Below are 25,929 nucleotides of genomic sequence, written 5' to 3' on the forward strand. Positions count from 1 at the left end.
TTGGATTCCGTGACTCCCCTCGCCGTCGGGCCGGGCCTGGCCCGTCCGCACCGCTGGCTGTGCGCCCACCCCCGTGCCCTGGACACCCTGGTGGCGCTGGGGGTCCTCGCGCTGATCCTGATCGGCGCGGTGGCCGGCCCGCGCATGCGCCACCAGCCGCTGGGCGCCTTCTTCGTGCTGCTGGCCGTGCTCGCGGCCGCCTCACTGGTGCTCCGCCGCGATCTGCCCCGCGGGGTGCTCGCCTTCAACGTCGCCCTCACCCTCACCGAGCTGGTCACCAATGACGTGGGCCCGCCGCGCACCTCGATCGTGTTCGGGGTCGTGGTGGCGCTCTACACCGTGGCGGCCCGCACCGACCGCCCCACCACCTGGCGCGTCGGAGCCGCCACGGCCGTGCTGCTCACCGGCGCCGGGATGCTCTTCGCGCTCAACCCCTGGTACTCACAGGAGAATTGGGGCCTGTTCGCCTGGACCGGGCTGGCCGCGGCCGCCGGTGACGCGGTGCGCAGCCGCCGTGCCTATGTCGCCGCCATCGAGGAGCGGGCGGTACGCGCCGAGCGCACCCGCGAGGAGGAGGCGCGCCGCCGGGTCGCCGAGGAGCGGTTGCGGATCGCCCGCGAGCTGCACGATGTCGTGGCGCATCACATCGCGCTGGTCAACGTCCAGGCCGGGGTCGCCTCCCATGTCATGGACAACCGCCCGGACCAGGCCAAGGAGGCGCTCGCGCACGTACGGCAGGCGAGCCGCTCGGCGCTGGAGGAGCTGCGGGCCACGGTCGGCCTGCTGCGGCAGTACGGCGACCCGGCCGCCCCCACCGAACCGGCCCCCGGCCTCACCGTCCTGGACCAGCTCGTGGACGGCTTCGTACGGGCCGGGATGCGGGTCCGGGTCCGGGCGGAGCCACCGGAGAAGCTGGGTCCGCTGCCGGGCTCGGTGGACCTCACGGCCTACCGCGTGGTCCAGGAGGCGCTGACCAATGTGCACAAGCACGCCGGGCCCGGGGCCACGGCCGAGATCCGCATCGCCCGGGCCGCGGACGCGCTGGAGGTCACGGTCGAGGACGACGGGGCGGGGACGCGGACCGAGGGCCCCGAGGAGGCGCCGGAGGGCGCGGAGGGGGCCGGGCAGCCCCGGGCGGACGGGTCGGAGCCCGGCGGCGGACACGGCCTGCTGGGGATGCGCGAGCGGGTGACCGCGCTGCGCGGCAGCTGCGAGGCGGGAGCCCTGCCCGAGGGCGGTTTCCGGGTGCGGGTGAGACTTCCCCTGCAGCCGCGTAGGGGAGGGGACTCATGACGATCAAGGTGCTGCTGGCGGACGATCAGGCGCTGCTGCGCAGCGCGTTCCGCGTCCTGGTGGACTCCGAGCCGGACATGGAGGTGGTGGGCGAGGCGTCCGACGGGGCGGAGGCGGTGGACATCGCCCGGGGACGGGGCGCCGACGTCGTCCTGATGGACATCCGGATGCCCGGTACGGACGGGCTGGCCGCCACGCGCATGATCACCGAGGATCCGCAGCTCAAGGACGTCCGGGTGGTCATGCTGACGACCTTCGAGGTGGACGAGTACGTGGTGGACTCGCTGCGGGCGGGGGCCAGCGGTTTCCTCGGCAAGGGCGCCGAACCCGATGAGCTGCTCGCGGCGATCCGTATCGCGGCGGCGGGCGAGGCGCTGCTGTCCCCGGCCGCGACCAAGGGGCTGATCGCCCGCTTCCTGGCCCAGGGCGACGGGAGCGGCGGCGAGGACGCCTATGACTCCTCACGGCTGGACGCCCTGACCGTGCGCGAGCGGGAGGTTCTGGCCCAGGTGGGCGGCGGGTTGTCCAACGACGAGATCGCCGCCCGGCTGGAGGTCAGCCCGCTCACGGTCAAGACGCATGTCAACCGCGCGATGGCCAAGCTGAGCGCCCGCGACCGCGCCCAGCTGGTGGTGATCGCCTACGAGACGGGGCTGGTCCGCGCGGGCGCGTAGGGGCGTCCACCGGACCTTTCCCCTCCCCCAGCATCGATATGCGACTCCGCCGCGTGGCAGGGGCTTCGCCCCTGGACCCAGGCGGGGGCTGGGGCGGAGCTCCAGTTGTGGGAAGGGGCGGGGAGGGGAAAGCGGCCCGCCGCAGGCGTCACGATCGGGCGCCCCGCCCCCATCGCCGGACGACCCTGCCTACGGCAGCGCCAACATCCGCTCCAGCGCCAGCTTGGCGAAGTGCTCGGTCTCCTTGTCGACCTGGATGCGGTTGACCACCTTGCCGGCCACCAGCGACTCCAGCGCCCACACCAGATGCGGCAGATCGATCCGGTTCATGGTCGAGCAGAAGCAGACCGTCTTGTCGAGGAAGACGATCTCCTTGCCCTGGTCGGCGAAACGATTGGCCAGGCGCCGTACGAGGTTCAGCTCGGTGCCGATCGCCCATTTCGAACCGGCGGGGGCGGCCTCCAGGGCCTTGATGATGTACTCGGTCGAGCCCACGTAGTCGGCCGCCGCCACGACCTCGTGCTTGCACTCGGGGTGCACCAGCACGTTCACACCCGGTATGCGCTCGCGCACATCGTTGACCGAGTCCAGCGAGAAGCGGCCGTGCACCGAGCAGTGGCCGCGCCACAGGATCATCGTGGCGGCGCGCAGCTGCTCGGGGGTGAGCCCGCCGTTCGGCTTGTGCGGGTTGTAGACGACGCAGTCCTCCAGCGACATGCCCAGGTCGCGGACCGCCGTATTGCGCCCCAGGTGCTGATCGGGCAGGAACAGCACCTTCTGGCCCTGCTGGAGCGCCCACTCCAGCGCCCGCTGGGCATTGGAGGAGGTGCAGATCGTGCCGCCGTGGCGACCGGTGAACGCCTTGATGTCGGCGGAGGAGTTCATATACGAGACGGGCACCGTCACATCCGCCACGCCCGCCTCGGTGAGCACCTCCCAGCACTCGGCGACCTGCTCGGCCGTGGCCATGTCGGCCATCGAGCAGCCGGCCGCCAGATCGGGGAGGACGACCTGCTGGGCGTCGCCCGTGAGGATGTCGGCGGACTCGGCCATGAAGTGCACACCGCAGAAGACGATGTACTCGGCGTCCGGCCGCGCGGCCGCGTCCCGGGCGAGCTTGAAGGAGTCTCCGGTGACATCAGCGAACTCGATGACCTCGTCACGCTGGTAGTGGTGGCCGAGCACGAAGACCTTGTCCCCGAGCTTCTCCTTGGCCGCGCGGGCGCGTGCCACCAGATCCGGGTCGGAGGGCGCCGGGAGGTCTCCCGGACACTCCACACCGCGCTCGCTCCGGGGGTCGGCCTCCCGGCCGAGAAGCAGCAGAGCGAGCGGGGTCGGCTGCACGTCGAGGGGCTGGGCGGTGGTCACGTCACGCACCCTTCTTTCTTCGCTGGGAACCCTAATCGTCAGAATGACGCTATCTATCATAGCTCCTTCACGTCACGTTGACGAGAGGCATTGTGTCGATGTGACGCATTCCGGTGTGTCCGCCCGTATGCGAGCATGAAGGGCAACAGGAGATAGGCGCTTGGGCCCGGAATGAATCCGGGACGCCGTTGGTTGGTTCCAACGGCAAGCAGTCCGTACGACCCGGGAGAGAAGCAGATGACCGTTCAGGACGAGACCACCGCGAGCGAGGGCATCATCCTGTCCGACGCCGCCGCGTCGAAGGTCAAGAGCCTGCTGGAGCAGGAGGGCCGTGACGACCTCGCGCTGCGCGTCGCCGTCCAGCCCGGCGGCTGCTCCGGCCTGCGCTACCAGCTCTTCTTCGACGAGCGCTCGCTCGACGGCGACGTCGTCAAGGACTTCGGCGGCGTGAAGGTCGTGACCGACCGCATGAGCGCCCCGTACCTGGGCGGTGCCTCGATCGACTTCGTCGACACCATCGAGAAGCAGGGCTTCACCATCGACAACCCGAACGCCACGGGCTCCTGCGCCTGCGGCGACTCCTTCAGCTGAGCCCCCGGGCGCGGCGGAGTAAACAGCGCAGCGGAAGGGGGCGGGCCCGTCGGGCCCGCCCCCTTCCGGCTGTCCTGAGCCGTTCGCTCACTTCCGCAGCGGCACCGTCTCACCGGTGGCCCCGTCCACGACCTTCCGGCCGTCCAGCGGCTCCTTCAGCGTCACCTTCCGCTCCAGCTGCTTGGCGATGAGGATGCAGGCCCGCCCCGGATGCTTCGGCTTGCTCTCGAGGTCCAGCGTCACCTTGTCGGAGGTCTCCTTCGCGGAGACCGAGTAGGTGTTGCAGACCCCGCCCCAGAAGCGCAGCGTCAGGGTCTTGCCGTCCACGCTGTACGAGGTGAGGTGATCCGGCTTGGAGGTGCTGTCCCCCTTGCCCGGCGAGGGGGAGTGGCCCGGCTCCTTCGCCTTCTTGATGAACTCCGGCTTCACCGCGGGGTAGGGGAGGGTGACCGCCACCCGGTTGGTCCCGGTCGGCTTGGTCTCGAAGATCCACGACGGCACCAGCGCCCGCCGGCCGTCCACCATGTGCGAGGCGAGGCCGAACGTCACCGTGCGCACGCTCACCTTGCCCGAGGGGCCGTCGCTCCTGCCCGACGTCGAGTTCAGCCGCTGGAGCGCCTGCTCCGCGCTGAGCACCGGATAGCTGTCGTCCTCCTTGGGCTTCGACAGCGTCCCGCTGCCGCCGACCAGCCGGCCGTCGGCGCCGACCTGGAGATTGGTGCCCCAGCCGTAGGTGGGCAGATCGCCCACCTTCGGATCCGCGTTCACCATCCGGACGGCGCCGTAGAGGCCGCTCGCGTCCAGCTTGGCGTCCGACAGCCCGAGCGCCTTGAGCACCGGCTCGGCGGCGCTCTGGGCCTTCTCCTCGGAGACGGCCTTGTCGCGGCCCTCGGCGGCGCCGTTGTCACCGCGCTTGTCGCCGTCGCGGTAGGTGGGGCAGCCCTTGTCGGGCTTGTCCGCCCCGTCGCCCTTGTCGGTCCGGGTGCTCTGGGGCGCCTTCTTCCCGTCCGGGTGGACGCAAGAGGTGTCGCCCGGCGCCCCGTAGCGGGAGTACGACCAGCTGCCCGGCCCGGTCCGGCTCACCCGCAGCGTCGGGCCGCTCGCGTCCGGGGCGCCGCCCACCTTCCAGTACCCGTGGTCGGCGCGGGGGCTGCCGGAGACGTCCAGGGCCTTCGCCAGCCGCGCCACATCGGCCTTGGTGACCTTCGGGTCGGTCAGATACACCGGGGCCTCGTCGGGCCCGTCCGGCAGCTTGCCCGTCACCACATAGCGGCCGCCGTGCGGGTCGGGCTCGCCGGGCGCGATGCCCTCGTTCCCGCCCCGCTCTCCGCCCGGGGAGGCGTAGGCGTCCAATGCGAGGGGTTTCGGCGATCCGTCCTCGCCCGACGCGCCCGGACCCCGGGTGCCGCCGTCCGCCGCGGTGGAGGCCCAGTAGGCGCCGCCACCACCGGCGATCAGCACCGCGGCCGCCACCGAAACGACGGCCAGCGGCGAGCGCCGGCGCACACGGGAAGTGTCGTCGTCGGGGGTCTGCGGGATGTCGGTGTCCTCGGTGCTCACCGTTTCGCTCCTTCGGCTCCGCTCACGTTCTACGGTCCCATCCCTCGCGAGGAGATGCCGATGAGACGGAGCCGGGGCGCGGCCGGTTCCTTCAATCGCCGTAGTCGGACATCCCGGCCAGCAGATCGGCCGAGGTGGCGGGCACCGTGACCCCCCGGATGCGGGAGGCGGCGACCGGGGGGACGGGCCTGGTGGGAGCGGCCGATACGGTGACCCTCCAGTGCGGCGCCATCCGTGCACCGTCGCCGCGCAGCTCCTCCAGATTTTCGGGCTCGATGGCCCCGGTGGCGGGAAACGCGGGGGTGAGGTGCTGGGGCATGATGCCTCCCGGTCCTTGGGTGTCGCCGACGCGTCCCCCGTGTCCACGCACCGTATTCAGCTGGTGTCGGTGAAAAAAGACCTACTATTGGGTAGTTTCTTCCGTTCGTATGGACCGGGCCGAGCAGATAGCGTGAAGCGTCCGATCTCTCCGCCACGCAGGAGCGACTCAGTGCGTATCGCCGTAACCGGCTCCATCGCCACCGACCATCTGATGTCCTTCCCCGGCCGTTTCGCCGATCAGCTGGTCGCCGATCAGCTGCATACGGTCTCCCTCTCCTTCCTGGTCGACACCCTCGACGTCCGCCGCGGCGGAGTCGGCCCCAACATCTGTTTCGGCATGGGCGTGCTGGGTCTGCGCCCGATCCTGGTCGGCGCGGCCGGCGAGGACTTCGCCGACTACCGCGCCTGGCTGGACCGGCACGGTGTGGACACCGCGTCCGTGCGGATCTCCGAGGTCCAGCACACCGCGCGGTTCGTCTGCACCACCGACGCCGACCACAACCAGATCGCGTCCTTCTACACCGGCGCCATGAGCGAGGCCCGCCAGATCGAGCTCCAGCCGGTCGCGGAGCGCGTCGGCGGCCTCGACCTGGTGGTGATCAGCGCGGACGACCCGGAAGCCATGGTCCGCCACACCGAGGAGTGCCGCTCGCGCGGCATCGCCTTCGCCGCCGACCCCTCCCAGCAGCTCGCCCGCATGGACGGGGAGGACATCCGGCTGCTGATCGGCGGCGCGGAGTACCTCTTCACCAATGAGTACGAGGCCGCGCTGATCGAGACCAAGACCGGCTGGACCGCGGACCAGATCCTCGCCAAGGTCGGCACCCGCGTCACCACGCTCGGCGCGCAGGGCGTGCGGATCGACCGCGAGGGCGAGGAGCCCGTGGTCGTCGGCTGCCCGGAGGAGGAGCAGAAGGCCGACCCGACCGGCGTCGGCGACGCCTTCCGCGCGGGCTTCCTCTCCGGCCTGTCCTGGAACCTCCCGCTGGAGCGGGCCGCCCAGGTGGGCTGCATGCTGGCGACGCTGGTCATCGAGACGGTCGGGACGCAGGAGTACGAGCTGCGCCGCGGCCACTTCATGGAGCGCTTCGCCAAGGCGTACGGCCATGACGCGGCGGGCGAGATCGCGGCCCACCTCCCCTGAACCCGTGGGGCGCCCAGGGGGCCCTCGCCCCCTGGGCGCCGTCTTCCAGCCCCTCCGGCGTTTGAGGAGCGGGGTCTGGGGCGGAGCCCCAGTTTCGGGAAGGGGCGGGGAGGGGAGCAGCCCGCCGCAGGCGGCACGCCCCGCCGGACACCCCTAGGTGCGGCGGCGCACCCGGTACGCCACGCCCCGCTCGGCCGGCCGCTCGCCCTCGTAGGTCTGGCCGCGCATCTCGCACCAGGCCGGGATGTCCAGCCGGGCCGCTTCGTCATCGGCCAGGACCGTCACCAGCCCGCCCACCGGCACCTCGCCGATCACCTTGGCCAGCTCGATCACCGGGATCGGGCACCGCTTGCCGAGTGAGTCGACGACGAGCTCGGGCTCGGGTTCCGGCTCGGGGGCCGGGCCGGCGGCGGCTTCGGGCGGTTTCGGGGCGCCCAGGCGCTCCCGTACGCCCGCCACCACCCCCGGCAGCGCCTCCAGGAACCGGTCCACGTCCGCCCCGGCCGTACCGCGTGGCAGCGAGACCCGCACATTGCCCTCGGACAGCACCCCCATGGCCCGCAGCACATGGCTCGGGGTCAGCGTGGAGGAGGTGCAGGAGGAGCCGGACGAGACCGAGAACTCCGCGCGGTCCAGTTCATGGAGGAGCGCCTCTCCGTCGACATAGAGACAGGAGAAGGTCACCAGGTGCGGCAGCCGCCGCTCCGGGTCGCCGACCACCTCGACATCCGGCACCAGCTCCGGCACCCGCGCCCGGATCCGCTCCACCAGCCCCCGCAGCCGCTCCGCCTCGGCGGCGCCCTCCGCCCGGACGGCCCGCAGCGAGGCGGCCGCGGCGACGATGGCGGGGAGGTTCTCGAACCCGGGGGAGCGGCCCGACTCCCGCTCGTCGGCGGGCTGGACCGTACGGAAGCGCACCCCCTTGCGCACCGCGAGCAGCCCCACCCCCGCAGGACCGCCCCATTTATGGGCACTTGCGGTCAGAAGCGACCAATTGCCCTCTATGGGGCCCCAGCCGAGCGACTGCGCCGCGTCCACCAGCAGCGGTACGTCCGCCGCCGCGCACTCCTCGGCGGCCTCGGCCACCGGCTGTACCGTGCCGACCTCATGGTTGGCGGACTGCAGACAGGCCAGCGCCACCCCGCCCGGGGCCTCCCGCAGGGCCGCCGCGTACGCGTCCGGCGCGACCCGCCCCGTACGGTCCACCGGGACCTCGGTGACCGTACCGCCGTCCGCCTCGTGCGCGGCCGCCGCGTGCAGCACCGAGGAGTGCTCCACGGCGGAGACGATCAGATGGCGACCGGCGCGCCGCCGTCCCGCGAGCGCCCCCGCGATGCCGTCGTGTACCGCGCGGGTCCCCGAAGGAGTGAAGACGAGCTCGTCCGGGCGGCACCCCACGGCCTCGGCGGCCGTCTCCCGCGCCGCGTCCAGCAGCAGCCGGGCCCGCCGCCCCTCCCGGTAGAGGCGCGAGGGGTCGGCCCACCCCTCGTCGAGCGCGGCGAGGAGCGCCTGCCGGGCGACGGGGTGCAGAGGGGCGGATGAGGCCGCGTCGAAGTAGGGCACGTAGGAAACGCTAGTCGCCGGGACCGGCGAACGGACGGCCATGGCCCCGCCCAGGATCGCACCGGGCCGGAACCGGGTTCGCACCGGGCCCGGAGCCGGGGCCGGAACCCGGGCCGCGCCCGGCCGGAACAGGCCGCCGGAGCCCGGGATTCCACCCCTTCGTGGAGCGCCCCGGCGCGTTGGGCACCCTCCCCGCGCGACCCCAAATGGCGTCCAGTAGGGTTTGGTCCGCATAAACATCCAAACCCCTGCCCGCACCGGGCCGGCGACCGACCAGACAGACGGCCGCGGCCGACCGCGCGGGCGAGACTCTCGGGAAGGCGCTACGTGAGTCCCAACGGCTCCGACCGCTCGTCGCGGCGCCCGGTGCGGCGGAAGCTGCTGCAGGCGCTGGCCGCGGGCTTGGTCCTGGCGACCGCCACCGGTTGCACATCCAAGGACTTCCCCCGCCTCGGAATGCCTACCCCCGTCACGGAGGAGGCGCCGCGGATCCTCTCCCTGTGGCAGGGCTCGTGGGCGGCGGCGCTCGCCACGGGCGTCCTGGTCTGGGGCCTGATCATCTGGGCGGTCATCTTTCACCGTCGCAGCAGGACCAAGATCGAGGTTCCCGCGCAGACCCGGTACAACATGCCGATCGAGGCGCTGTACACCGTGGTCCCGATCATCATCGTCTCGGTGCTGTTCTACTTCACCGCACGCGATGAGAACGCGCTCCTCAAGACCTCCAAGAAGCCCGACCACGTGGTCAACGTGGTGGGCTACCAGTGGAGCTGGGGCTTCAACTACATGGAGAACGTGGACGGGTCCACCGCCACGCCCAAGCAGGAAGCCAAGGAGATCTCCGCGATCCCCAAGCGCATGCTGAACGCGGTCCCCAAGGGCGCCGAGGGCGTCTACGAGGCGGGCACGCCCGGTGAGCGGAACCCGCAGACCGGCAACCCGGGCCCGACCCTGTGGCTGCCGAAGGGCGAGTCGGTCCAGTTCATCCTGACGTCCCGCGATGTGATCCACTCGTTCTGGGTGGTCCCCTTCCTGATGAAGATGGACGTCATCCCGGGTCACACCAACCGCTTCGAGGTCACTCCGAACCGCGAGGGCACCTTCAAGGGCAAGTGCGCCGAGCTGTGCGGCGTCGACCACTCCCGGATGCTCTTCAACGTCAAGGTCGTGTCGCCGGAGCGTTACCAGCAGCACCTCAAGGAGCTGGCGAAGAAGGGCCAGACCGGCTACATCCCGGCGGGCATTGAGCAGACGGACGCCGCCAAGAACGCGGAGACCAGGACATCGTGAGCATCCTCAACGAACCCCAGGGTGCCGGCACCACCGCCTCGCAAGAGCGGCAAACGCCGGTACGTCGGAAGCAGCCGGGCAATGTCGTCGTCAAGTGGCTGACCACCACGGACCACAAGACGATCGGCACGCTCTACCTCGTCACGTCGTTCGCGTTCTTCTGCATCGGCGGCCTGATGGCGCTCTTCATGCGCGCCGAGCTGGCCCGTCCGGGTACGCAGATCATGTCGAACGAGCAGTTCAACCAGGCGTTCACCATGCATGGCACGATCATGCTGCTGATGTTCGCCACCCCGCTGTTCGCGGGCTTCACGAACTGGATCATGCCGCTGCAGATCGGTGCGCCCGATGTGGCGTTCCCGCGGCTGAACATGTTCGCGTACTGGCTGTACCTCTTCGGCTCGCTGATCGCGGTGGGCGGGTTCCTGACCCCGCAGGGCGCGGCCGACTTCGGCTGGTTCGCCTACTCCCCGCTGTCGGACGCGGTCCGTTCGCCGGGTATCGGCGCGGACATGTGGATCATGGGTCTGGCCCTCTCCGGCTTCGGCACGATCCTCGGTGCGGTCAACTTCATCACCACGATCATCTGCATGCGGGCTCCGGGCATGACGATGTTCCGGATGCCGATCTTCACCTGGAACGTGCTGCTGACCGCGGTGCTGGTCCTGCTCGCCTTCCCGGTGCTGGCCGCCGCGCTGTTCGCCCTGGAGGCGGACCGTAAATTCGGGGCGCATGTCTTCGACGCGGCCAATGGCGGAGCGTTGCTCTGGCAACACCTCTTCTGGTTCTTCGGCCATCCAGAGGTTTACATCATCGCGCTGCCGTTCTTCGGCATCATTTCCGAGGTCATTCCGGTCTTCTCCCGGAAGCCGATGTTCGGTTACATCTCCCTGATCGCCGCGACCATTTCGATCGCCGGTCTCTCGGTGACGGTGTGGGCCCACCACATGTATGTCACCGGCGGAGTGCTACTGCCGTTCTTCTCGTTCATGACGTTCCTCATCGCGGTGCCGACCGGTATCAAGTTCTTCAACTGGATCGGCACGATGTGGAAGGGGTCGCTGAGCTTCGAGACCCCGATGCTCTGGGCGGTCGGCTTCCTGATCACCTTCACCTTCGGTGGTCTGACCGGTGTGATCCTGGCGTCGCCGCCGATGGACTTCCACGTCTCCGACTCGTACTTCGTGGTGGCCCACTTCCACTACGTGGTCTTCGGCACCGTGGTCTTCGCGATGTTCGCCGGATTCCACTTCTGGTGGCCGAAGATGACCGGCAAGATGCTGGACGAGCGGCTCGGCAAGATCACCTTCTGGACGCTGTTCGTGGGCTTCCACGGCACGTTCCTGGTGCAGCACTGGCTGGGTGCCGAGGGCATGCCCCGTCGGTACGCCGACTACCTGGCGGCCGACGGCATCACCACGCTGAACACCATCTCGACCATCAGCTCCTTCCTGCTGGGCCTGTCGATCCTGCCGTTCCTCTACAACGTCTGGAAGACCGCCAAGTACGGCAAGAAGGTCGAGGTCGACGACCCCTGGGGCTACGGCCGTTCGCTGGAGTGGGCGACCTCCTGCCCGCCCCCGCGGCACAACTTCCTCACCCTGCCGCGGATCCGCTCCGAATCCCCGGCGTTCGACCTGCACCACCCGGAGATCGCGGCGCTCGACCAGCTCGAGAACCACGGTGCGCCTGACGATGACAAGGCCCTCGCGGGTGGTAAGGAGGCCGGCAAGTGAAGGTCCAAGGCCGGATGTTCATCTGGCTGGCCGTCTTCATCCTCGTCATGGCGATCGTCTATGGCGTGTGGTCGAAGGAGCCGGCCGGCACCACGGCGCTCTTCCTGGCCTTCGGGCTGAGCATCATGATCGGCTACTATCTGGCCTTCACGGCCCGCCGGGTGGATGTCGGTGCGCAGGACAACAAGGACGCGGATGTCGCGGACGACGCCGGCGAGCTGGGATTCTTCTCCCCGCACAGCTGGCAGCCGCTCTCCCTCGGCGTCGGCGGCGCCATGGCGTTCCTGGGCGTGATCTTCGGCTGGTGGCTGCTCTTCTTCTCGGCCCCGATCATCATGGTCGGTCTCTTCGGCTGGGTCTTCGAGTACTACCGCGGCGAGAACGCCAACCAGTAGCCCTGACCGGCTGATATGAGCGGGGCCCGGACACCTCCCCAGGTGTCCGGGCCCCGCTCGGCGTCGCGGGCCCGTACGGCCCGCCGGGCCGCCGGTTCACTCCGGTGCCTCACTCCGCGCGCCGTTCCGGGACCCCGTTCTTACGTTGGCTCCATGAGCCACACACCTCGATCACTCAGAAGCCGGGCGGTGCTGACCTGCGCACTGCTGGTGGCGCCGCTGATAGCGGGTCTGAGCGGATGCGGGGGATCCCCCGACCCCCTGTCCGCCAAGCCGTACGACGCCGCCGATCAGATCTCGTTCAGCGGTGACGGCGACGGCCGTAAGGCCAATCCGGACAAGCCGCTCGAAGTGACGGCCAAGGACGACGACAGCCGGATCACGGATGTCACGGCCACCGACGCCGCGGGCCGCTATGTCCGGGGTGAGCTGACCGACGACGGCAGGCACTGGCGCAGCACCGTGCCGCTGGCCGCGGGCGCCCACTACACGCTGAAGGTGTCCACGGAGGACTCCAATGGCGCTCCGGGCCGCCGTACGGTCGACTTCACCACCAACTCCGCCCACCGGCTGCTGAAGGTCACCTTCGGCCCCAAGGCGGGGGAGTACGGGGTGGGGCAGCCCATCACGGCCAAGCTGAGCCGGCCCGTCAAGGACCCCTCGGCCCGCGCCGTGATCGAGCGCGCCCTGAAGGTGGACTCACGGCCCGCGGTGGAGGGCGTCTGGCACTGGGTGGACAGCCGGAACCTGCACTACCGTCCGCAGGAGTACTGGCCCGCCCACGCCACCATCACGGTGCACTCCAACCTCAAGGGCATCCGGATCGGCGGCGGGCTCTACGGTGGCGAGGCCAAGTCGCTGCGGGTGACCACCGGCGACCGCCTCGAGGCCCTCACCGACTCCGGCACCCACCAGATGACGGTGAAGCGCAACGGGGTGCCGATCCGGACCATCCCGATCACCACCGGTATGCCCGGATTCGACACCCGGAACGGCATCAAGGTCATCCTGGCCAAGGAATCCGCCGTACGGATGACGGGCGCCAGCATCGGGCTCGGCGCGGGCTCCTACGACCTGATGGTCTACTGGGCCGCCCGGGTCACCAAAAGCGGTGAATACGTCCATGCCGCGCCCTGGTCCACCGGTTCACAGGGCTACGCCAACGTCAGCCACGGCTGCACCGGCATGAGCACGGCGAACGCCCAGTGGTTCTTCAACACCGTGCGCCTGGGGGACATCGTCCAGGTGGTGCACAGCAACGGAGACGACATGGCGACATTCGACAACGGCTACGGCGACTGGAACATGGCCTGGGCGGACTGGCGCAAGGGCAGCGCCGTCGCCTCCGGCCAGTCCGACGCCACCCCCGCCGACTCCGCCCGGCTCCGGCCCCAGGTCTGAGCGGACGGTGCGGACGGTGAGGTCAGGCGCCCACGGCGAGCCGCTTGCGGAGCAGCCCGGCCAGCGCGTCCGCCAGGGCCACCGGGTCCACCGGATGCGTGACCGCGGCCTCCGCGCGGCTCCAGGTGGCCAGCCAGGCGTCCTGCGGGCGGCCGATGAGCAGCAGCACCGGCGGGCACTGGAAGATCTCGTCCTTGATCTGCCGGCAGACGCCCATCCCGCCCGCGGGCGCCGACTCACCGTCCAGCACGCAGGCGTCGATGCCGCCCTCCTCCAGCGCCGAGAGAACGGCCGGGAGGGTGGCGCACTCCAGGAATTCCACCGGGGGCACATCGGCGGCGGGCCGGCGCCCGGCCGCCAGGCGCACCTGCTCGCGGGTGCTTACGTCATCGCTGTAGACCAGCACCGTTGCGGTGGGCCGCATCATGACCTCCGGACGAAGTAAGTGATCTGCCGGGCTCCTGAGGCGGATGCTACTCCCGTACAGCCGTCCGGAGGAGGGGGTGTACGGATCTCTCCCTCCTTCGGGGGACTGTCCGGAACAGCCCCGACGAGCAGGGTCGATGTCCTTGAGGCGGCCCTTGACACTCCGAACGGGACCCCCGGGAGTGAGCGCTGGATAAGCGACCGACATAATGTCGGTCGTGGCGACAGCAACAGCAGTAGAAACCGGGCACGCGCACCCGTCGGTCAACCGGCCGAACCTCACCAGCGTCGGAACCATCATCTGGCTGAGTTCCGAGCTGATGTTCTTCGCGGCCCTCTTCGCGATGTACTTCACCCTGCGATCGGTGACCGGAGCCGAGCACTGGAAGGAAATGGCGTCCTCGCTGAACTTCCCGTTCTCGGCGACGAACACCACGATCCTGGTGCTCTCCTCCCTCACCTGCCAACTCGGCGTCTTCGCCGCCGAGCGCGGCGACGTGAAGAAGCTGCGCTCCTGGTTCGTGATCACCTTCATCATGGGCGCGATCTTCATCGGCGGTCAGATCTTCGAATACACCGAGCTGGTCAAGAAGGACGGGCTTTCGCTCTCCTCCGACCCCTACGGCTCGGTGTTCTACCTGACCACCGGCTTCCACGGCATGCATGTGACGGGCGGCCTGATCGCCTTCCTGCTTGTCCTGGGCAGGACGTACGCGGCCAAGAGGTTCACCCACCAGCAGGCGACGGCGGCCATCGTCGTGTCCTATTACTGGCACTTCGTCGATGTCGTCTGGATCGGCCTCTTCGCCACGATCTACATGATCAAGTAAGCCGGTCACCGCACCGGAACCACGTCCTTAACAGCATCGACGCAGAAGATCCTGACACCGGGGTAATCCGTGAAAAAGCTCTCCGCACGACGGCGCCATCCGCTGGCTGCGCTCGTCGTCCTACTCTTCGCGCTGGCGGTCACTGGGGGGCTGTACGCCGCGTTTTCGCCGAGCGAGGCGAAGGCCGACGACAGCTCCGCCCAGTCCCTCGCCATCGAGGAGGGCAAGAAGCTCTATGCCGTCGGCTGCGCCAGCTGCCATGGCACGGGCGGTCAGGGGACCTCTGACGGCCCGAGCCTGGTCGGCGTCGGCTCCGCCGCCGTGGACTTCCAGGTCGGCACCGGCCGCATGCCCGCGCAGCAGCCGGGCGCCCAGGTGCCGAAGAAGAAGAAGATCTACTCGGACGCCGAGACCGAGCAGCTCGCGGCCTACATCGCGTCGCTCGGCGCGGGTCCGGTGACGCCCGCCAAGAGCGAGTACAGCCCGGACGGCGCGGACGTCGCGAAGGGCGGGGAGCTCTTCCGTACGAACTGCGCGCAGTGCCACAACTTCGCCGGTAAGGGTGGTGCCCTCACCAACGGCAAGTTCGCGCCGGCTCTCGACGGGGTCAGCCCCAAGCATCTCTACGAGGCCATGCAGACCGGCCCGCAGAACATGCCCTCCTTCCCCGACACCGTGATGCCGGAGAAGAACAAGCAGGACATCATCGCCTACCTCGACACGGTCAACAGCGACAAGAGCAAGACCCCGGGTGGTCTTGAGCTCGGCGGGCTCGGCCCGGTGAGCGAGGGTCTGTTCGGCTGGGTCTTCGGCATGGGCGCGATGATCGTCCTCACCATCTGGGTCGCCGCCCGGACCGCAAAGGCCAAGAAGTCATGAGTAGCCACGAGATTTCAGAAGCAGAAGACAAGCTGCCGGAAGCGCGGGGGGCCGAGAGCGCCGTAAGGTCGGCCGAGGACCCGTTCGCCGACCCGGGGCTGCCCCCGCACGAGCACCGTAAGCAGGACATCGACGAGCGGGCCGCGAAGCGCTCCGAGCGCACCGTCGCCCTGCTCTTCACGGTCTCGATGCTGGCCACGATCGCCTTCATCGCCGCGTATGTGGCACTCCCGGTCGACAGGTACATCTACGTCTTCCCGATCGGGCACATCAGCGCGCTGAACTTCGCGCTGGGGCTGACGCTCGGCATCGCGCTGTTCACCATCGGCGCGGGCGCGGTCCACTGGGCCCGCACCCTGATGTCCGATGAGGAGATCGCCGACGAGCGCCACCCCATCGAGGCCAGCCCCGAGGTCAAGTCGAAGGTCCTCGAGGAGTTCGCCACCGGCGCCAAGGAGTCCGGCTTCGGCCGGCGCAAGCTGGCCCGCAACACCCTCTTCGGCGCGCTGGCGCTGGTGCCGCTCTCCGGCATCGTGCTGCTGCGGGACCTCGGTCCGCTGCCGGGCACCAAGCTCCGGCACACCAAGTGGGCCAAGGGCAAGCGGCTGATGAACTACAACACCATGCAGCCGCTGCGCCCCGAGGACATCGCCGTCGGCTCGCTCACCTTCGCCATGCCCGAGGGCATGAGCGAGGAGCAGCACGACTTCCAGACGGAGATCGCCAAGGCCGCCCTGATGCTGGTCCGGCTCCAGCCGGAGAACATCAAGGACAAGCGCGAACTGGACTGGTCGCACGAGGGCATCGTCGCGTTCTCCAAGATCTGCACCCACGTCGGCTGCCCGATCAACCTCTATGAGCAGCAGACCCACCACGTCCTGTGCCCCTGCCACCAGTCGACCTTCGACCTCTCCGACGGTGGCCGAGTGATCTTCGGTCCGGCCGGTCACGCGCTGCCGCAGCTGCGGATCAGGGCCAACGACCAGGGGTACCTCGAAGCCATGGGCGACTTCTCGGAGCCCGTCGGTCCTGCTTACTGGGAGCGCGGATGAGTACTACAAGCGACAGCGCCGCGCAGCGCCGGGGCAAAGCGCCCGCGGGTGAGCGCGTCGCGGACTGGGCCGATGGCCGGCTGGGCATCTACAGCCTGGCCAAGGCCAATATGCGCAAGATCTTCCCGGACCACTGGTCCTTCATGCTGGGCGAGGTCTGCCTCTACAGCTTCATCGTCATCATCCTCACGGGTGTGTACCTGACGCTGTTCTTCCACCCCAGCATGTCGGAGGTCGTCTACGAGGGCCCGTACGTCCCGATGCAGGGCGTGCGGATGTCCGAGGCGTTCCAGTCGACCCTCGACATCAGCTTCGAGGTGCGGGGCGGTCTGCTGATCCGGCAGATCCACCACTGGGCCGCGCTGGTCTTCCTCGCCGGCATGTTCACCCACATGATGCGGGTGTTCTTCACCGGTGCGTTCCGCAAGCCGCGTGAGATCAACTGGCTGTTCGGCTTCCTGCTGTTCTTCCTCGGCATGCTGACCGGCTTCACCGGCTACTCGCTCCCCGACGACCTGCTCTCCGGCACCGGTCTGCGGTTCATCGAGGGTGTGTTCCTGTCGATCCCGGTGGTCGGCACGTACATCTCGATGTTCGTCTTCGGCGGCGAGTTCCCCGGCACGGACCTCATCGCGAGGCTCTACCCGGTCCATGTCCTGCTGCTGCCGGGCATCATGCTCGGCCTGCTGGTGGCGCACCTGATCCTGGTCTTCTACCACAAGCACACGCAGTACCCCGGGGCCGGAAAGACCGAGAAGAACGTCGTCGGCATGCCTCTGCTGCCGGTCTACATGGCCAAGGCGGGCGGCTTCTTCTTCCTGGTCTTCGGTGTGATCGCGGTCCTCTCCGCGGTCGCGACCATCAACCCGATCTGGACCATCGGCCCCTACCGGCCCGACCAGGTGTCCACCGGCGCCCAGCCCGACTGGTACATGGGCTTCGCCGAGGGTCTGGTCCGTGTGATGCCCGGCTGGGAGATCACCGCCTGGGGTCATACGCTCGTCCTGGGCGTGTTCATCCCGATCGTGCTCTTCCCACTGGTCCTGTTCGCGATCGGGCTCTACCCGTTCATCGAGTCCTGGATCACCGGCGACAAGCGTGAGCACCACATCCTGGACCGCCCGCGCAACGCCCCGACCCGTACGGCCTTCGGTGTCGCCTGGATCACCGCGTACTTCGTGATGCTGGTCGGTGGCGGTAACGACCTGTGGGCCACCCACTTCCACCTGTCGATCAACTCGATCACGTGGTTTGTGCGGATCGCCTTCTTCGTCGGCCCGGTCCTGGCGTTCATCGCCACCAAGCGGATCTGCCTCGGCCTCCAGCGGCGCGACAAGGACAAGGTGCTGCACGGCCGTGAGACCGGCATCATCAAGCGGCTGCCGCACGGCGAGTTCATCGAGGTCCACGAGCCGCTCCCGCAGGACCAGCTGCACGCGCTCACCCAGCACGAGCAGCCCGAGCCCTACGAGATCGGCCCGGCGGTCGACGAGAACGGGGTCAAGCGGAAGATAAAGCGCTCCCAGAAGCTCCGTTCGAAGCTCTCCAAGGGCTACTACGGCGGGGACAACGTCATTCCGAAGCCGACCCGAGAGGAGTACCACGAGATCACCAGCGGCCACGGCCACCACTGATCTCCCGGTACCCCTTCAGCGACCGGTTTCTTCATACAGCGACGCCACAGACCAGGGCCCCGGCCCGGACCACACGGTCCGGCCGGGGCCCCGGCCGTGCGGCCGATAGGCTTGCGACGGGCCGCTGAAGTGCGCGGACCCCTTCCCTGCCCACCCCCACGGATCCAGGAGCGGACCATGGACGTTGTGACCCCCGCCGGAGGCGACAGCACCGCGACGGCCCGCACCTGGCCGGACGTACTGAGCTTGCTGATCGCCGGTCGTGACCTCGATGCCGACGACACCGCCTGGGCCATGGACCGGATCATGCGGGGCGAGGCCACCGACGCCCAGATCGCCGGTTTCGCGATCGCGCTGCGCGCCAAGGGCGAGACGGTCTCCGAGGTGGCCGGTCTGGTGCGGGCGATGTACGAGCACGCCCGGGTGATCGAGGTGCCCGGGGCGACCGTGGACATCGTGGGCACCGGCGGCGACCGCGCCAAGACCGTCAACATCTCCACCATGTCCGCGCTGGTCGTCGCCGGTACCGGCGCACGGGTGGTCAAGCACGGCAACCGCGCCGCGTCCTCCGCCAGCGGCGCCTCGGATGTGCTGGAGAAGCTCGGCGTCAATCTGGACATCACCCCCGAGCGGGTGGTCGAGGTCGCCGAGGAGGCCGGGATCACCTTCTGCTTCGCGGTGAAGTTCCACCCGTCGCTGCGGCATGTCGCCTCGGCCCGGCGCGAGCTGGGCGTCGCCACCCCGTTCAACCTGCTCGGCCCGCTGACCAACCCGGCGAAGGTCACCTGCCAGGCGACCGGGGTCGCCGACGCCCGTATGGCGCCCATCATCGCCGGGGTGCTGGCCGAGCGGGGCTCCTCCGCACTGGTCGTCCGGGGTGACGACGGGCTGGATGAGCTCACCGTGACCACGACCTCCCAGGTGTGGGAGGTCCGGGACGGCGCCGTGCGCCAGGAGACCTTCGACCCCCGGGACGTGGGCGTCGAGCGGGCCCCCGTGGAGGCCCTGCGGGGCGCTGACGCCTCGTACAATGCCGATGTGGCCCGCCGGCTGCTGGCGGGCGAGCGGGGCCCGGTCCGGGACGCGGTGCTGCTGAACTCGGCGGCGGCGCTGGTGGCGCTCGAGCCGGACCCGGGGGACAAGCCCCTGACGGACCGCATCGGGGCGGGTGTCGCGCGGGCCGCCGAGTCGATTGACTCGGGCGTGGCGCGCGACGTCCTGGAGCGATGGGTCCGGGCCACTCACGCCTGAGCGCTCCGCTGGGAGTGCCCTGATATGCCGTCGATCGTCAGCGGCGCGGTCGTGGTCCGGCGAACGCCGTACGGCGCCCATGGTCTGTCCGGGATGCGGACAGGGCATGGGCGCCGGCGTCTGACATGGCATACTCCTGCCCAGGTCACGAGCGACAGCGACTACGGCCCCGGCCCGCTGTCCGGCAACCCTCCGTCCGTGGCGGGGTGCCCCGGGTGATGACCAGGCCGCCAGGCAGCGAGGCCGGCGGCAAGCGCGGACCCCTCGCACTAGGGGTCCTGGTGGTCGAGGGAGTTCTTCCGTGATGCAGCGAATGCGCTAGGGCCGAGCGGCCCGTCTCTCCTCAATGTGCTCCGCGCGGTGCGGCCGTGCGTCGAGCGATTCTCCGCGCCCTTACGGCTGGCTCGCCGCCGCCGTTTCCGTGCGCGTCACGCATTCCTTCGACCCCTTCGGGAGACTTCGCCATGTCCGCGCGCCCCGCTGCCACCGCCACCCTCTCTGCTACCGCCACCGCCTCTGCCACCGCTTCCACCTCCGCCGATTCCTCCGTCGCCGCCTGTGAGCCGCTGCCCGTGCTGGGCGGCGATGTCCTGGTCCCCCTGGTCACCGGTGGCGAGGTGACCTACGCGGCGCTCGACTACGCCGCCAGCGCCCCCGCGCTGCGGCGCGTCTGGGACGACATCGCCGCGTACGCGCCGTACTACGGCAGCGTGCACCGCGGGGCGGGCTACCTCTCGCAGCTGTCCACCGACCTCTTCGAGAACAGCCGTAAGGACGTCGCCGCCTTCCTGGGCTGCCGCGAGGACGACCAGGTCGTCTTCACCCGCTCCACCACCGATTCGCTCAACCTCCTGGCCGCCGCGGCACCTCCGGGCACCGAGGTCTTCGTCTTCGAGACCGAGCACCACGCCTCGCTGCTGCCGTGGGAGCAGCGGGAGGACGTCACCGTCCGCTACCTCAGCGCCCCGCGCTCCCCGCGGCAGGCGGTGGAGACGCTGGAGAAGGCGCTCGCGGGGCGCGCCGAGGGCCCGGCGCTGGTGTGCGTGACCGGCGCGTCCAATGTGACCGGCGAGCTGTGGCCGGTGCGGGAGCTGGCCGCGGCCGCGCACGCCCACGGCGCCCGTATCGTCCTGGACGCCGCGCAGCTGGCCCCGCACCACCCCGTGGACATCGCGGAGGCGGACGTCGACTGGGTGGCCTTCTCCGGGCACAAGCTGTACGCGCCCTTCGGGGCCGGGGTGCTGGCCGGACGGGCGGACTGGCTGCGGGAGGCCCGGCCGTATCTGGCGGGCGGCGGCGCCAGCCGTAAGGTCACGCGCAGGGACGACGGCGGCGTCGACGTCGAGTGGCACACCACCGCCGCCCGGCACGAGGCGGGCTCGCCGAACGTCATCGGCGTCTACGCGATCGCGTCGGCCTGCAAGGCGCTGACCGAGGCCGGTTTCGAGGGCCTGGTCGCCCGTGAGCGGCAGCTGATCGAGAAGGTGCGGGCGGGTCTTGCCGAGGTGCCCGAGGTGCGGGTGCTCTCGCTGTTCGGCGACGACGCGCCCCGGGTCGGCGTGCTGTCGTTCGTGGTGGAGGGCTGGAACAGCTCCCACTTCGCGGCGGCGCTCTCCGCGGAGTACGGCATCGGCGTACGCGACGGGCTGTTCTGCGCCCATCCGCTGGTCCGCACCCTGCTGGACAGCGAGCCCGACGAGCCGGGCGAGTGCGGCGCGCCCGAGGCCGCGCCGGGGGAGCGGTCGCTGAACGCGATCCGCGTCAGCTTCGGGGCGGGCACCCCGGACGAGCATGTGGAGCGGTTCGTGGGCGCGGTGAAGGAACTGGTGCGCGAGGGCGCCCGGTGGAGCTACCGCACGGAGGACGGCCGCTGCGTCCCCGACCGCGGCTGAGGCCCAATGGGCCTCCGGCCCAGGAGTCCGGGGCGGCCGGGCCCTGCGGGGATTCCGGCGGGGGCTCTTTCCCCACCCCGCCCCTTCCCACAACCAGGGGCTCCGCCCCTGGACCCCGGGAGATCGACGAGTCGGCCGTCGCCGCAGTGAGCGCCTGCTGCGGTGGGCTGATCGCGGTCGGCGCGCCGACGCGGCGGATGGCCGCGCGGAGGCCCGCGTGCATCCGGATCGTCCGGCACGGGTCCAGGGGCAGGGTCCCTATTTCGCTTGCCCCCTGGGTCCCGGGGGGTGGCGGGGTGGCCGTTGCTGTCGTGAATGCCTGCACCGGCGGGCTGGTCGCGGTGGGCGCCCCGGCGGGCGTCCGGGTTGTCCGGCCGGGGTTTGGGGCGGAGCCCCGGTTTTGCTTGGGCCCTGGGGTCCGGGGGGCGACGAGCCGATCGTCCCGCGATCAGTTCACCGGGGCCAGGGTGCCGACCGCGTCGCCCTGCGACGTGGCCGGGGGCTGGGGCGGAGCCCCCACGCGGCGGAGCCGCATATCGGTGCTGCCGGGAAGGGGCGGGGAGGGGCGGGGAGGGGAGCAGCCCGCCGCAGGCGTCACGCGCCGCCAGACACCCTCTAGGGACTGTCTCCAGTTGTGATCATTGGGCTTTCAGGATGCTGCTGATCCAGATGGTCGCTGCGCGGAGATGGAGTCCGGCGAGGTAGCTCTCGGGCGTCTTGTCGTAGCGGGTCGCGATGCCTCGCCAGTCCTTCATCCTGTTGATGGCCCGCTCGACCGTGTTGCGGTCGCGGTAGAGATCGGCATTGTGGGTGACGGGCCTGCCGCCCCGGCTGCCTTTCTTCCTGCGGTTGGCGGCCTGGTCCCTCTTCTCCGGGATGACTGCCTTGATGCGGCGTTTGCGCAGATGGGCTCGGTTGGCGCGGGAGGAGTAGGCCTTATCACCGGCCACGGCAGCCGGCCGGGTGCGGGGACGGCCGACCGGCAGACGGACCCGTACCTTGCTCAGAACCGGGATGAACTGCGGGCTGTCGGCGGCCTGTCCGGCGGTCAGAAGGAGCGCCATCGGCCGGCACCGCCGGTCGGCAGCCAGGTGGATCTTGCTGGTCAGCCCGCCGCGCGACCGTCCGAGCAGGGCGGCCTTCAGCCGGGCCCGCCGTCGCAAGCGGATGCGCCGGCGTTCGGCCCGGACCGGATCGCTTTCGCCGTCCTGCCCGCCTTGTCCCTGCGATGCTCCCCCTTTTGCGAGGCTGCCTCCTCGAGTGCGGCCAGAGTCTGTTCGCTGACCCGCATGCCGGCGGCGTCGTGATGGGCCCGCGCGGTGGTGGAGTCCACGCTGACCAGGGACATGTCGATCTCGTCCCTGCGGGCGGCCTCGGCGATCGCTTCGTCCAGCAGGGTCTGGAAGACGCCCGCGTCCCGCCATCGCATGAAGCGGTTGTAGACGGTCTGCCAGGCGCCGAACCGCTCGGGCATCTCTCTCCACTGGCTGCCGGTGCGGAACCGCCAGATCACCCCCTCGAACTGCTCACGCAGCCGCTCGGGGTACGGGCCGAACCTGCCGACCGGCAGGAACGGCTCGATGAACTCCCACTCAAGGTCGGTGAGTTGCGCACGCGTCACAGCACAGTCTTATCGGACCGGCCCCCACCCCGGGGCTTGATCACAACCGGAGACAGTCCCTAGCCGTCCAGGCCGATCGCGAACGCCGCCTCCAAGTCGTGCTGCGAGTACGTCCGGAAGGCGATGTGGGTCTCGGTCGAGGCGACCCCCGGCAGCTTGCTGATCTGGCCCGTGATGATGTCCGCGAGATCGTCGTGCCGGGCCACCCGAACCATCGCGATCAAATCGTGCGCGCCGGTGACCGAGTAGACCTCGCTCACACCCTCCAGCGCGGCGATCTTCTCGGCGGTCTCCGGGATCTGGTCCACGTTGGTCTTGATGAGCACGATCGAAGTGATCACGGCTGGCTTTCTCCCTCACTGGGCCTGGCTGCGCCGCCCACTCTAGCCGTCCGCCCGAACCGGGCCCACGCGTAGAGAAAGCCGAGCGTGAAGCCCACGAGATGGGCGAGATAGGCGACGCCGGGGCGGTCGTCGGCCTGCCGGGCGGCCAGCCACTGGAGGGCCACCCAGAAGATCAGCACCGCCCAGGCCGGAAAGCGCAGCGGGAGGAAGAGCAGGAACGGGAAGAGGCTGGTCACCCGGGCCCGGGGAAACAGCCACAGAAAGGCGCCGAGCACCCCGGAGATGGCCCCGGAGGCGCCCACCAGGGACTGGGCCGAGTCGGCGTGCGCGGCGGCGTACCCGAGCAGCGCCAGATAGCCCGTGGCGAGGTAGAAGACGGCGAACTGGAAACGGCCCATCCGCTCCTCGGTCATCGCGCCGAAGACATAGAGGAACAGCATGTTGCCGAGCAGATGCAGCCAGTTGCCGTGCACGAAGAGCGCGGTCAGCGGGGCGAGCGGCTGATCGGGGTCGCCGCTCCACAGGGCGCTGGGCACCACCCCCCAGCGCTCGAAGTACGTGGACTGGGCCTCCACCAGCCGCCCGCCCGAGCCATAGCCGGGGTTGAGCCCCGAGGCCGGTCCGAGGACGAAGATCAGGCAGCAGCTGACGATCAGGCCGTACGTCATCCAGGGGCGGCCGGGCCCCGCCATCCAGGGGCGGTGGCGCCCCGACGACGTCTCGATCATGGGCAGATCATTCCGTACCGGGCACAACCTCCACAGAGCGCCTCGCCGCGCTCCGCCGGGTCGTGGGGGCGGACCGGGCCCGGCACGGGCCAGGGCTCAGGCCGTAGGGTTACAGGACGCCGCCGACGAGCCGAGAAGCGAGGACCCGCAACCATGGCCGTGCCCCTGCCGACCACCCAGACCCGCTGGCGTTGCACACTGTGCGGCAATCTCACCCGGTTCGATGTGACCCGCTCGACCAGAGCCGTGGAGTATGTGCATCTCGACTTGGCGGGGGAACCCAGAGTCGAGGAACGCGAGGTGCTCAGTGAGACCATTGAGTCAGTGCGTTGTCGCTGGTGCAACGCGGTCGACCAGGTCGAACTCGTGGAGCGTCCGAACACCGGCCAGAGCGCCTGAGAACGGAGCGGTGACAGGTGGTGGAGCGGACCGGTGACCCCGGGGCGGCCGGTGACGCCGAGGGCGTCCCCGAGGCGCTGGACCGCCCCCTGCCGGAAGGGGTGCGACGGCGCGTGGTGGCGCTGGTCGCGGACGCCTTCGGCGGTCTGACGGTCACCGAGCTGCCCACCCAGCTGCGGCAGTACGCCCGTTTCACCCCGACCCGCCGCGCCAAGTTCGCGGGCAACGCCATGGCCGCCGCGGTGGAGAGCGACCCCGTCTTCCGGCAGCGGATCGCGGGACGGCTGCGGGAGACCCAGCGGGAGCTGGCCGAGGCGATCGAGGGCGGTTCGCCGCCCGCCGCGGCCGATCCGGTGGATGTCGCGGCGGTGGCGTATGTGCTGCGCCCGGTGGGCTGGGTCAAGCTGGTCGAGGCGGCGGGTGAGGAGGCCCAGCGGGCCTCCGCCGAGCGGGCCGGTGAGGAGGCGGCGCGCGAGCTCCAGCGGCTGCGCGACGAGCTCGCCGAGGCCAAGGCGGCCACCCGGCACGAGACGGAGCGGACGCGCACCGAGCTGGAGTCGGCCCGCAAGGAGAACGACGTGCTCCAGCGCAAGCTGCGCAGCGCGCAGAGCGATGTGAAGCGGGGCGCGGCCGCGCTGCGCAAGATCGAGGCGGAGCTGGAGTCCGTACGGTCGGAGGCGGCGGCCCGTCAGGCCACCGCGGACAGCGAGGCACGGCGGCTGCGGGCCCGGCTGGCGGAGGCGGAGTCGGCGCTGGAGGCCAGCCGGCGGGCGGTGCGCGAGGGGCGCAGCGTGGAGGACATGCGGCTGCGGCTGCTGCTGGACACGATGCTGGACGCGGCGCAGGGGCTGCGGCGCGAACTGGCCCTGCCGCCCGCGTCGATGCGCCCGGCGGACACGGTGGACGCCGTGGAGCCGGGGAAGATGACGCCGAAGGACATAGCGACCAGGGCGCTGTCGGAGATGGACCCGGCGCTGCTGGACCAGCTGCTCGCGCTGCCCCAGGCACATCTGGTGGTGGACGGCTACAACGTCACCAAGACCGGCTATCCCACGATGCCGTTGGAGAAGCAGCGGCTGCGGCTGCTGGGCGGTCTTGCGGTGCTCGCGGCCCAGACGGGCGCGGAGATGACCTGTGTCTTCGACGGGGCGGAGCTGGCCGCTCCGGTGCTGCTCGCGCCGCCGCGCGGGGTGCGGGTGCTGTTCAGCAAGCCGGGTGTGACGGCCGACGAGTTGATCCGGCAGCTGGTCCGGGCCGAGCCGCCGGGCCGTCCGGTGGTGGTGGTGTCCACCGACCGCGAGGTGGCCGACGGGGTGGCACGCGCCGGAGCGCGCCCCGTGGCATCGGCGTTGCTGCTGAAGCGACTTGCCCGTTCCTGAGCCGTCGTGGCCCGAGTCGTCCCGCCCCGTGCCCCGGTTGCCCCGTTTCTCCGTTCCGCGGCTGAACTGCCCGAATCACTTTGAATTGACTTCACAAGTCTGACCCGGGGCACTTGTGGTGTCAGCGGAGCGTCATCGACCATCACTGCCTGTACGAT

Annotated in this window: 23 protein-coding genes, 1 pseudogene and 1 riboswitch; of the genes and pseudogenes, 16 read left to right on the forward strand and 8 right to left on the reverse strand. The window is 70.2% G+C overall.

Going from position 1 to position 25,929, the window contains the following annotated elements:
• Positions 1 to 1,293, forward strand: a complete 1,293-nt coding sequence (locus ACMTAK_RS35885; protein WP_413810021.1) for a sensor histidine kinase — start codon at positions 1 to 3, stop codon at positions 1,291 to 1,293.
• On the forward strand, positions 1,290 to 1,967 hold the full coding sequence (locus ACMTAK_RS35890) for a response regulator transcription factor (protein ID WP_413810022.1): 678 nt from the start codon (positions 1,290 to 1,292) through the stop codon (positions 1,965 to 1,967). The genes ACMTAK_RS35885 and ACMTAK_RS35890 overlap by 4 nt, the downstream gene beginning before the upstream one ends.
• A gap of 189 nt (positions 1,968 to 2,156) precedes the next feature.
• Here the strand turns inward: ACMTAK_RS35890 and nadA are convergent, their stop codons facing one another.
• Entirely contained in the window at positions 2,157 to 3,344 is a 1,188-nt protein-coding gene (gene nadA, locus ACMTAK_RS35895) for a quinolinate synthase NadA (RefSeq protein ID WP_413810023.1), read from the reverse strand.
• A gap of 228 nt (positions 3,345 to 3,572) precedes the next feature.
• Between nadA and ACMTAK_RS35900 the strand changes: the two genes are divergently transcribed.
• The gene (locus tag ACMTAK_RS35900; RefSeq protein WP_020871998.1) at positions 3,573 to 3,926 is read left to right on the forward strand and encodes a HesB/IscA family protein; all 354 of its coding nucleotides are present in this window, start codon (positions 3,573 to 3,575) and stop codon (positions 3,924 to 3,926) included.
• A gap of 87 nt (positions 3,927 to 4,013) precedes the next feature.
• Here ACMTAK_RS35900 and ACMTAK_RS35905 read toward each other — a convergent pair whose 3' ends face one another.
• Together ACMTAK_RS35905 and ACMTAK_RS35910 are read right to left on the reverse strand one after the other, a co-directional pair.
• Entirely contained in the window at positions 4,014 to 5,486 is a 1,473-nt protein-coding gene (locus ACMTAK_RS35905) for a hypothetical protein (RefSeq protein ID WP_413810024.1), read from the reverse strand.
• Positions 5,487 to 5,577: 91 nt separating this feature from the next.
• Positions 5,578 to 5,805, reverse strand: coding sequence for a hypothetical protein (locus ACMTAK_RS35910; RefSeq protein WP_413810025.1), 228 nt, complete (start codon positions 5,803 to 5,805; stop codon positions 5,578 to 5,580).
• Positions 5,806 to 5,976: 171 nt separating this feature from the next.
• Here ACMTAK_RS35910 and ACMTAK_RS35915 point away from each other — a divergent pair, with 171 nt between their 5' ends.
• Entirely contained in the window at positions 5,977 to 6,951 is a 975-nt protein-coding gene (locus ACMTAK_RS35915) for a carbohydrate kinase family protein (protein WP_413810026.1), read from the forward strand.
• 153 nt (positions 6,952 to 7,104) lie between these two features.
• Here ACMTAK_RS35915 and ACMTAK_RS35920 read toward each other — a convergent pair whose 3' ends face one another.
• Positions 7,105 to 8,514 (reverse strand): cysteine desulfurase/sulfurtransferase TusA family protein, encoded by a 1,410-nt coding sequence (locus tag ACMTAK_RS35920; protein WP_413810027.1) that lies wholly within the window; start codon positions 8,512 to 8,514, stop codon positions 7,105 to 7,107.
• Positions 8,515 to 8,841: 327 nt separating this feature from the next.
• Between ACMTAK_RS35920 and ctaC the strand changes: the two genes are divergently transcribed.
• The 4 genes from ctaC (at position 8,842) to ACMTAK_RS35940 (ending at position 13,336) form a co-directional block, all read left to right on the forward strand.
• On the forward strand, positions 8,842 to 9,804 hold the full coding sequence (ctaC, locus tag ACMTAK_RS35925; RefSeq protein WP_037949142.1) for an aa3-type cytochrome oxidase subunit II: 963 nt from the start codon (positions 8,842 to 8,844) through the stop codon (positions 9,802 to 9,804).
• The gene (gene ctaD, locus ACMTAK_RS35930) at positions 9,801 to 11,540 is read left to right on the forward strand and encodes an aa3-type cytochrome oxidase subunit I (RefSeq protein WP_256649943.1); all 1,740 of its coding nucleotides are present in this window, start codon (positions 9,801 to 9,803) and stop codon (positions 11,538 to 11,540) included. Before ctaC ends, ctaD begins: the two co-directional genes overlap by 4 nt.
• Complete coding sequence (locus ACMTAK_RS35935; protein WP_210948208.1) at positions 11,537 to 11,935, forward strand: cytochrome c oxidase subunit 4; 399 nt, start codon at positions 11,537 to 11,539, stop codon at positions 11,933 to 11,935. The genes ctaD and ACMTAK_RS35935 overlap by 4 nt, the downstream gene beginning before the upstream one ends.
• A gap of 153 nt (positions 11,936 to 12,088) precedes the next feature.
• Positions 12,089 to 13,336 carry a L,D-transpeptidase gene (locus ACMTAK_RS35940; RefSeq protein ID WP_413810028.1) on the forward strand — a complete coding sequence of 416 codons (1,248 nt, stop codon included), beginning with the start codon at positions 12,089 to 12,091 and terminating at the stop codon, positions 13,334 to 13,336.
• Between the two features lie 22 nt (positions 13,337 to 13,358).
• Here ACMTAK_RS35940 and ACMTAK_RS35945 read toward each other — a convergent pair whose 3' ends face one another.
• Positions 13,359 to 13,760, reverse strand: a complete 402-nt coding sequence (locus ACMTAK_RS35945) for a hypothetical protein (RefSeq protein ID WP_037949235.1) — start codon at positions 13,758 to 13,760, stop codon at positions 13,359 to 13,361.
• A gap of 211 nt (positions 13,761 to 13,971) precedes the next feature.
• Between ACMTAK_RS35945 and ctaE the strand changes: the two genes are divergently transcribed.
• The 6 genes from ctaE to ACMTAK_RS35975 all read left to right on the forward strand — a co-directional run bounded on the left by ctaE (position 13,972) and on the right by ACMTAK_RS35975 (position 21,300).
• Entirely contained in the window at positions 13,972 to 14,592 is a 621-nt protein-coding gene (gene ctaE, locus ACMTAK_RS35950; RefSeq protein WP_020872008.1) for an aa3-type cytochrome oxidase subunit III, read from the forward strand.
• A 69-nt stretch (positions 14,593 to 14,661) separates the two neighbouring features.
• Positions 14,662 to 15,471, forward strand: coding sequence for a cytochrome bc1 complex diheme cytochrome c subunit (qcrC, locus tag ACMTAK_RS35955; RefSeq protein ID WP_413810029.1), 810 nt, complete (start codon positions 14,662 to 14,664; stop codon positions 15,469 to 15,471).
• On the forward strand, positions 15,468 to 16,523 hold the full coding sequence (gene qcrA / locus ACMTAK_RS35960) for a cytochrome bc1 complex Rieske iron-sulfur subunit (protein ID WP_413810030.1): 1,056 nt from the start codon (positions 15,468 to 15,470) through the stop codon (positions 16,521 to 16,523). The genes qcrC and qcrA overlap by 4 nt, the downstream gene beginning before the upstream one ends.
• Entirely contained in the window at positions 16,520 to 18,157 is a 1,638-nt protein-coding gene (gene qcrB / locus ACMTAK_RS35965) for a cytochrome bc1 complex cytochrome b subunit (RefSeq protein ID WP_413810031.1), read from the forward strand. Before qcrA ends, qcrB begins: the two co-directional genes overlap by 4 nt.
• A gap of 177 nt (positions 18,158 to 18,334) precedes the next feature.
• On the forward strand, positions 18,335 to 19,408 hold the full coding sequence (trpD, locus tag ACMTAK_RS35970; RefSeq protein ID WP_413810032.1) for an anthranilate phosphoribosyltransferase: 1,074 nt from the start codon (positions 18,335 to 18,337) through the stop codon (positions 19,406 to 19,408).
• A 143-nt stretch (positions 19,409 to 19,551) separates the two neighbouring features.
• Positions 19,552 to 19,670, forward strand: a riboswitch (SAM riboswitch).
• 202 nt (positions 19,671 to 19,872) lie between these two features.
• Positions 19,873 to 21,300, forward strand: a complete 1,428-nt coding sequence (locus tag ACMTAK_RS35975) for an aminotransferase class V-fold PLP-dependent enzyme (protein ID WP_413810033.1) — start codon at positions 19,873 to 19,875, stop codon at positions 21,298 to 21,300.
• A gap of 638 nt (positions 21,301 to 21,938) precedes the next feature.
• On the opposite strand, the pseudogene ACMTAK_RS35980 reads toward ACMTAK_RS35975, so the two are convergent.
• The 3 genes and pseudogenes from ACMTAK_RS35980 to ACMTAK_RS35990 all read right to left on the reverse strand — a co-directional run bounded on the left by ACMTAK_RS35980 (position 21,939) and on the right by ACMTAK_RS35990 (position 23,993).
• Positions 21,939 to 22,921 (reverse strand): annotated as a pseudogene (locus tag ACMTAK_RS35980) (IS5 family transposase).
• 59 nt (positions 22,922 to 22,980) lie between these two features.
• Complete coding sequence (locus ACMTAK_RS35985) at positions 22,981 to 23,262, reverse strand: Lrp/AsnC ligand binding domain-containing protein (protein WP_020872014.1); 282 nt, start codon at positions 23,260 to 23,262, stop codon at positions 22,981 to 22,983.
• Positions 23,259 to 23,993, reverse strand: coding sequence for a rhomboid family intramembrane serine protease (locus tag ACMTAK_RS35990; RefSeq protein WP_020872015.1), 735 nt, complete (start codon positions 23,991 to 23,993; stop codon positions 23,259 to 23,261). Before ACMTAK_RS35990 ends, ACMTAK_RS35985 begins: the two co-directional genes overlap by 4 nt.
• Before the next feature lie 153 nt (positions 23,994 to 24,146).
• Between ACMTAK_RS35990 and ACMTAK_RS35995 the strand changes: the two genes are divergently transcribed.
• Together ACMTAK_RS35995 and ACMTAK_RS36000 are read left to right on the forward strand one after the other, a co-directional pair.
• Complete coding sequence (locus ACMTAK_RS35995) at positions 24,147 to 24,392, forward strand: hypothetical protein (protein WP_413810034.1); 246 nt, start codon at positions 24,147 to 24,149, stop codon at positions 24,390 to 24,392.
• Between the two features lie 17 nt (positions 24,393 to 24,409).
• Positions 24,410 to 25,771 (forward strand): NYN domain-containing protein, encoded by a 1,362-nt coding sequence (locus ACMTAK_RS36000; RefSeq protein ID WP_413810035.1) that lies wholly within the window; start codon positions 24,410 to 24,412, stop codon positions 25,769 to 25,771.
• Positions 25,772 to 25,929 lie beyond the last annotated feature (158 nt).

It is taken from the genome of Streptomyces lacaronensis (genome assembly GCF_047337785.1).
Taxonomy (GTDB): Bacteria; Actinomycetota; Actinomycetes; order Streptomycetales; family Streptomycetaceae; genus Streptomyces; species Streptomyces lycopersici.

Bases quoted from the DNA above. Each gene is read 5' to 3' on its own strand.
- ACMTAK_RS35890 (WP_413810022.1), top strand. From the start codon at position 1,290: ATGACGATCAAGGTGCTGCTGGCGGACGATCAGGCGCTGCTGCGCAGC.
- ACMTAK_RS35900 (WP_020871998.1), top strand. From the start codon at position 3,573: ATGACCGTTCAGGACGAGACCACCGCGAGCGAGGGCATCATCCTGTCC.
- ACMTAK_RS35910 (WP_413810025.1), bottom strand. From the start codon at position 5,805: ATGCCCCAGCACCTCACCCCCGCGTTTCCCGCCACCGGGGCCATCGAG.
- ACMTAK_RS35940 (WP_413810028.1), top strand. From the start codon at position 12,089: ATGAGCCACACACCTCGATCACTCAGAAGCCGGGCGGTGCTGACCTGC.
- ACMTAK_RS35945 (WP_037949235.1), bottom strand. From the start codon at position 13,760: ATGCGGCCCACCGCAACGGTGCTGGTCTACAGCGATGACGTAAGCACC.
- ctaE (WP_020872008.1), top strand. From the start codon at position 13,972: ATGTCGGTCGTGGCGACAGCAACAGCAGTAGAAACCGGGCACGCGCAC.
- qcrA (WP_413810030.1), top strand. From the start codon at position 15,468: ATGAGTAGCCACGAGATTTCAGAAGCAGAAGACAAGCTGCCGGAAGCG.
- qcrB (WP_413810031.1), top strand. From the start codon at position 16,520: ATGAGTACTACAAGCGACAGCGCCGCGCAGCGCCGGGGCAAAGCGCCC.
- trpD (WP_413810032.1), top strand. From the start codon at position 18,335: ATGGACGTTGTGACCCCCGCCGGAGGCGACAGCACCGCGACGGCCCGC.
- ACMTAK_RS35975 (WP_413810033.1), top strand. From the start codon at position 19,873: ATGTCCGCGCGCCCCGCTGCCACCGCCACCCTCTCTGCTACCGCCACC.
- ACMTAK_RS35990 (WP_020872015.1), bottom strand. From the start codon at position 23,993: ATGATCGAGACGTCGTCGGGGCGCCACCGCCCCTGGATGGCGGGGCCC.
- ACMTAK_RS35995 (WP_413810034.1), top strand. From the start codon at position 24,147: ATGGCCGTGCCCCTGCCGACCACCCAGACCCGCTGGCGTTGCACACTG.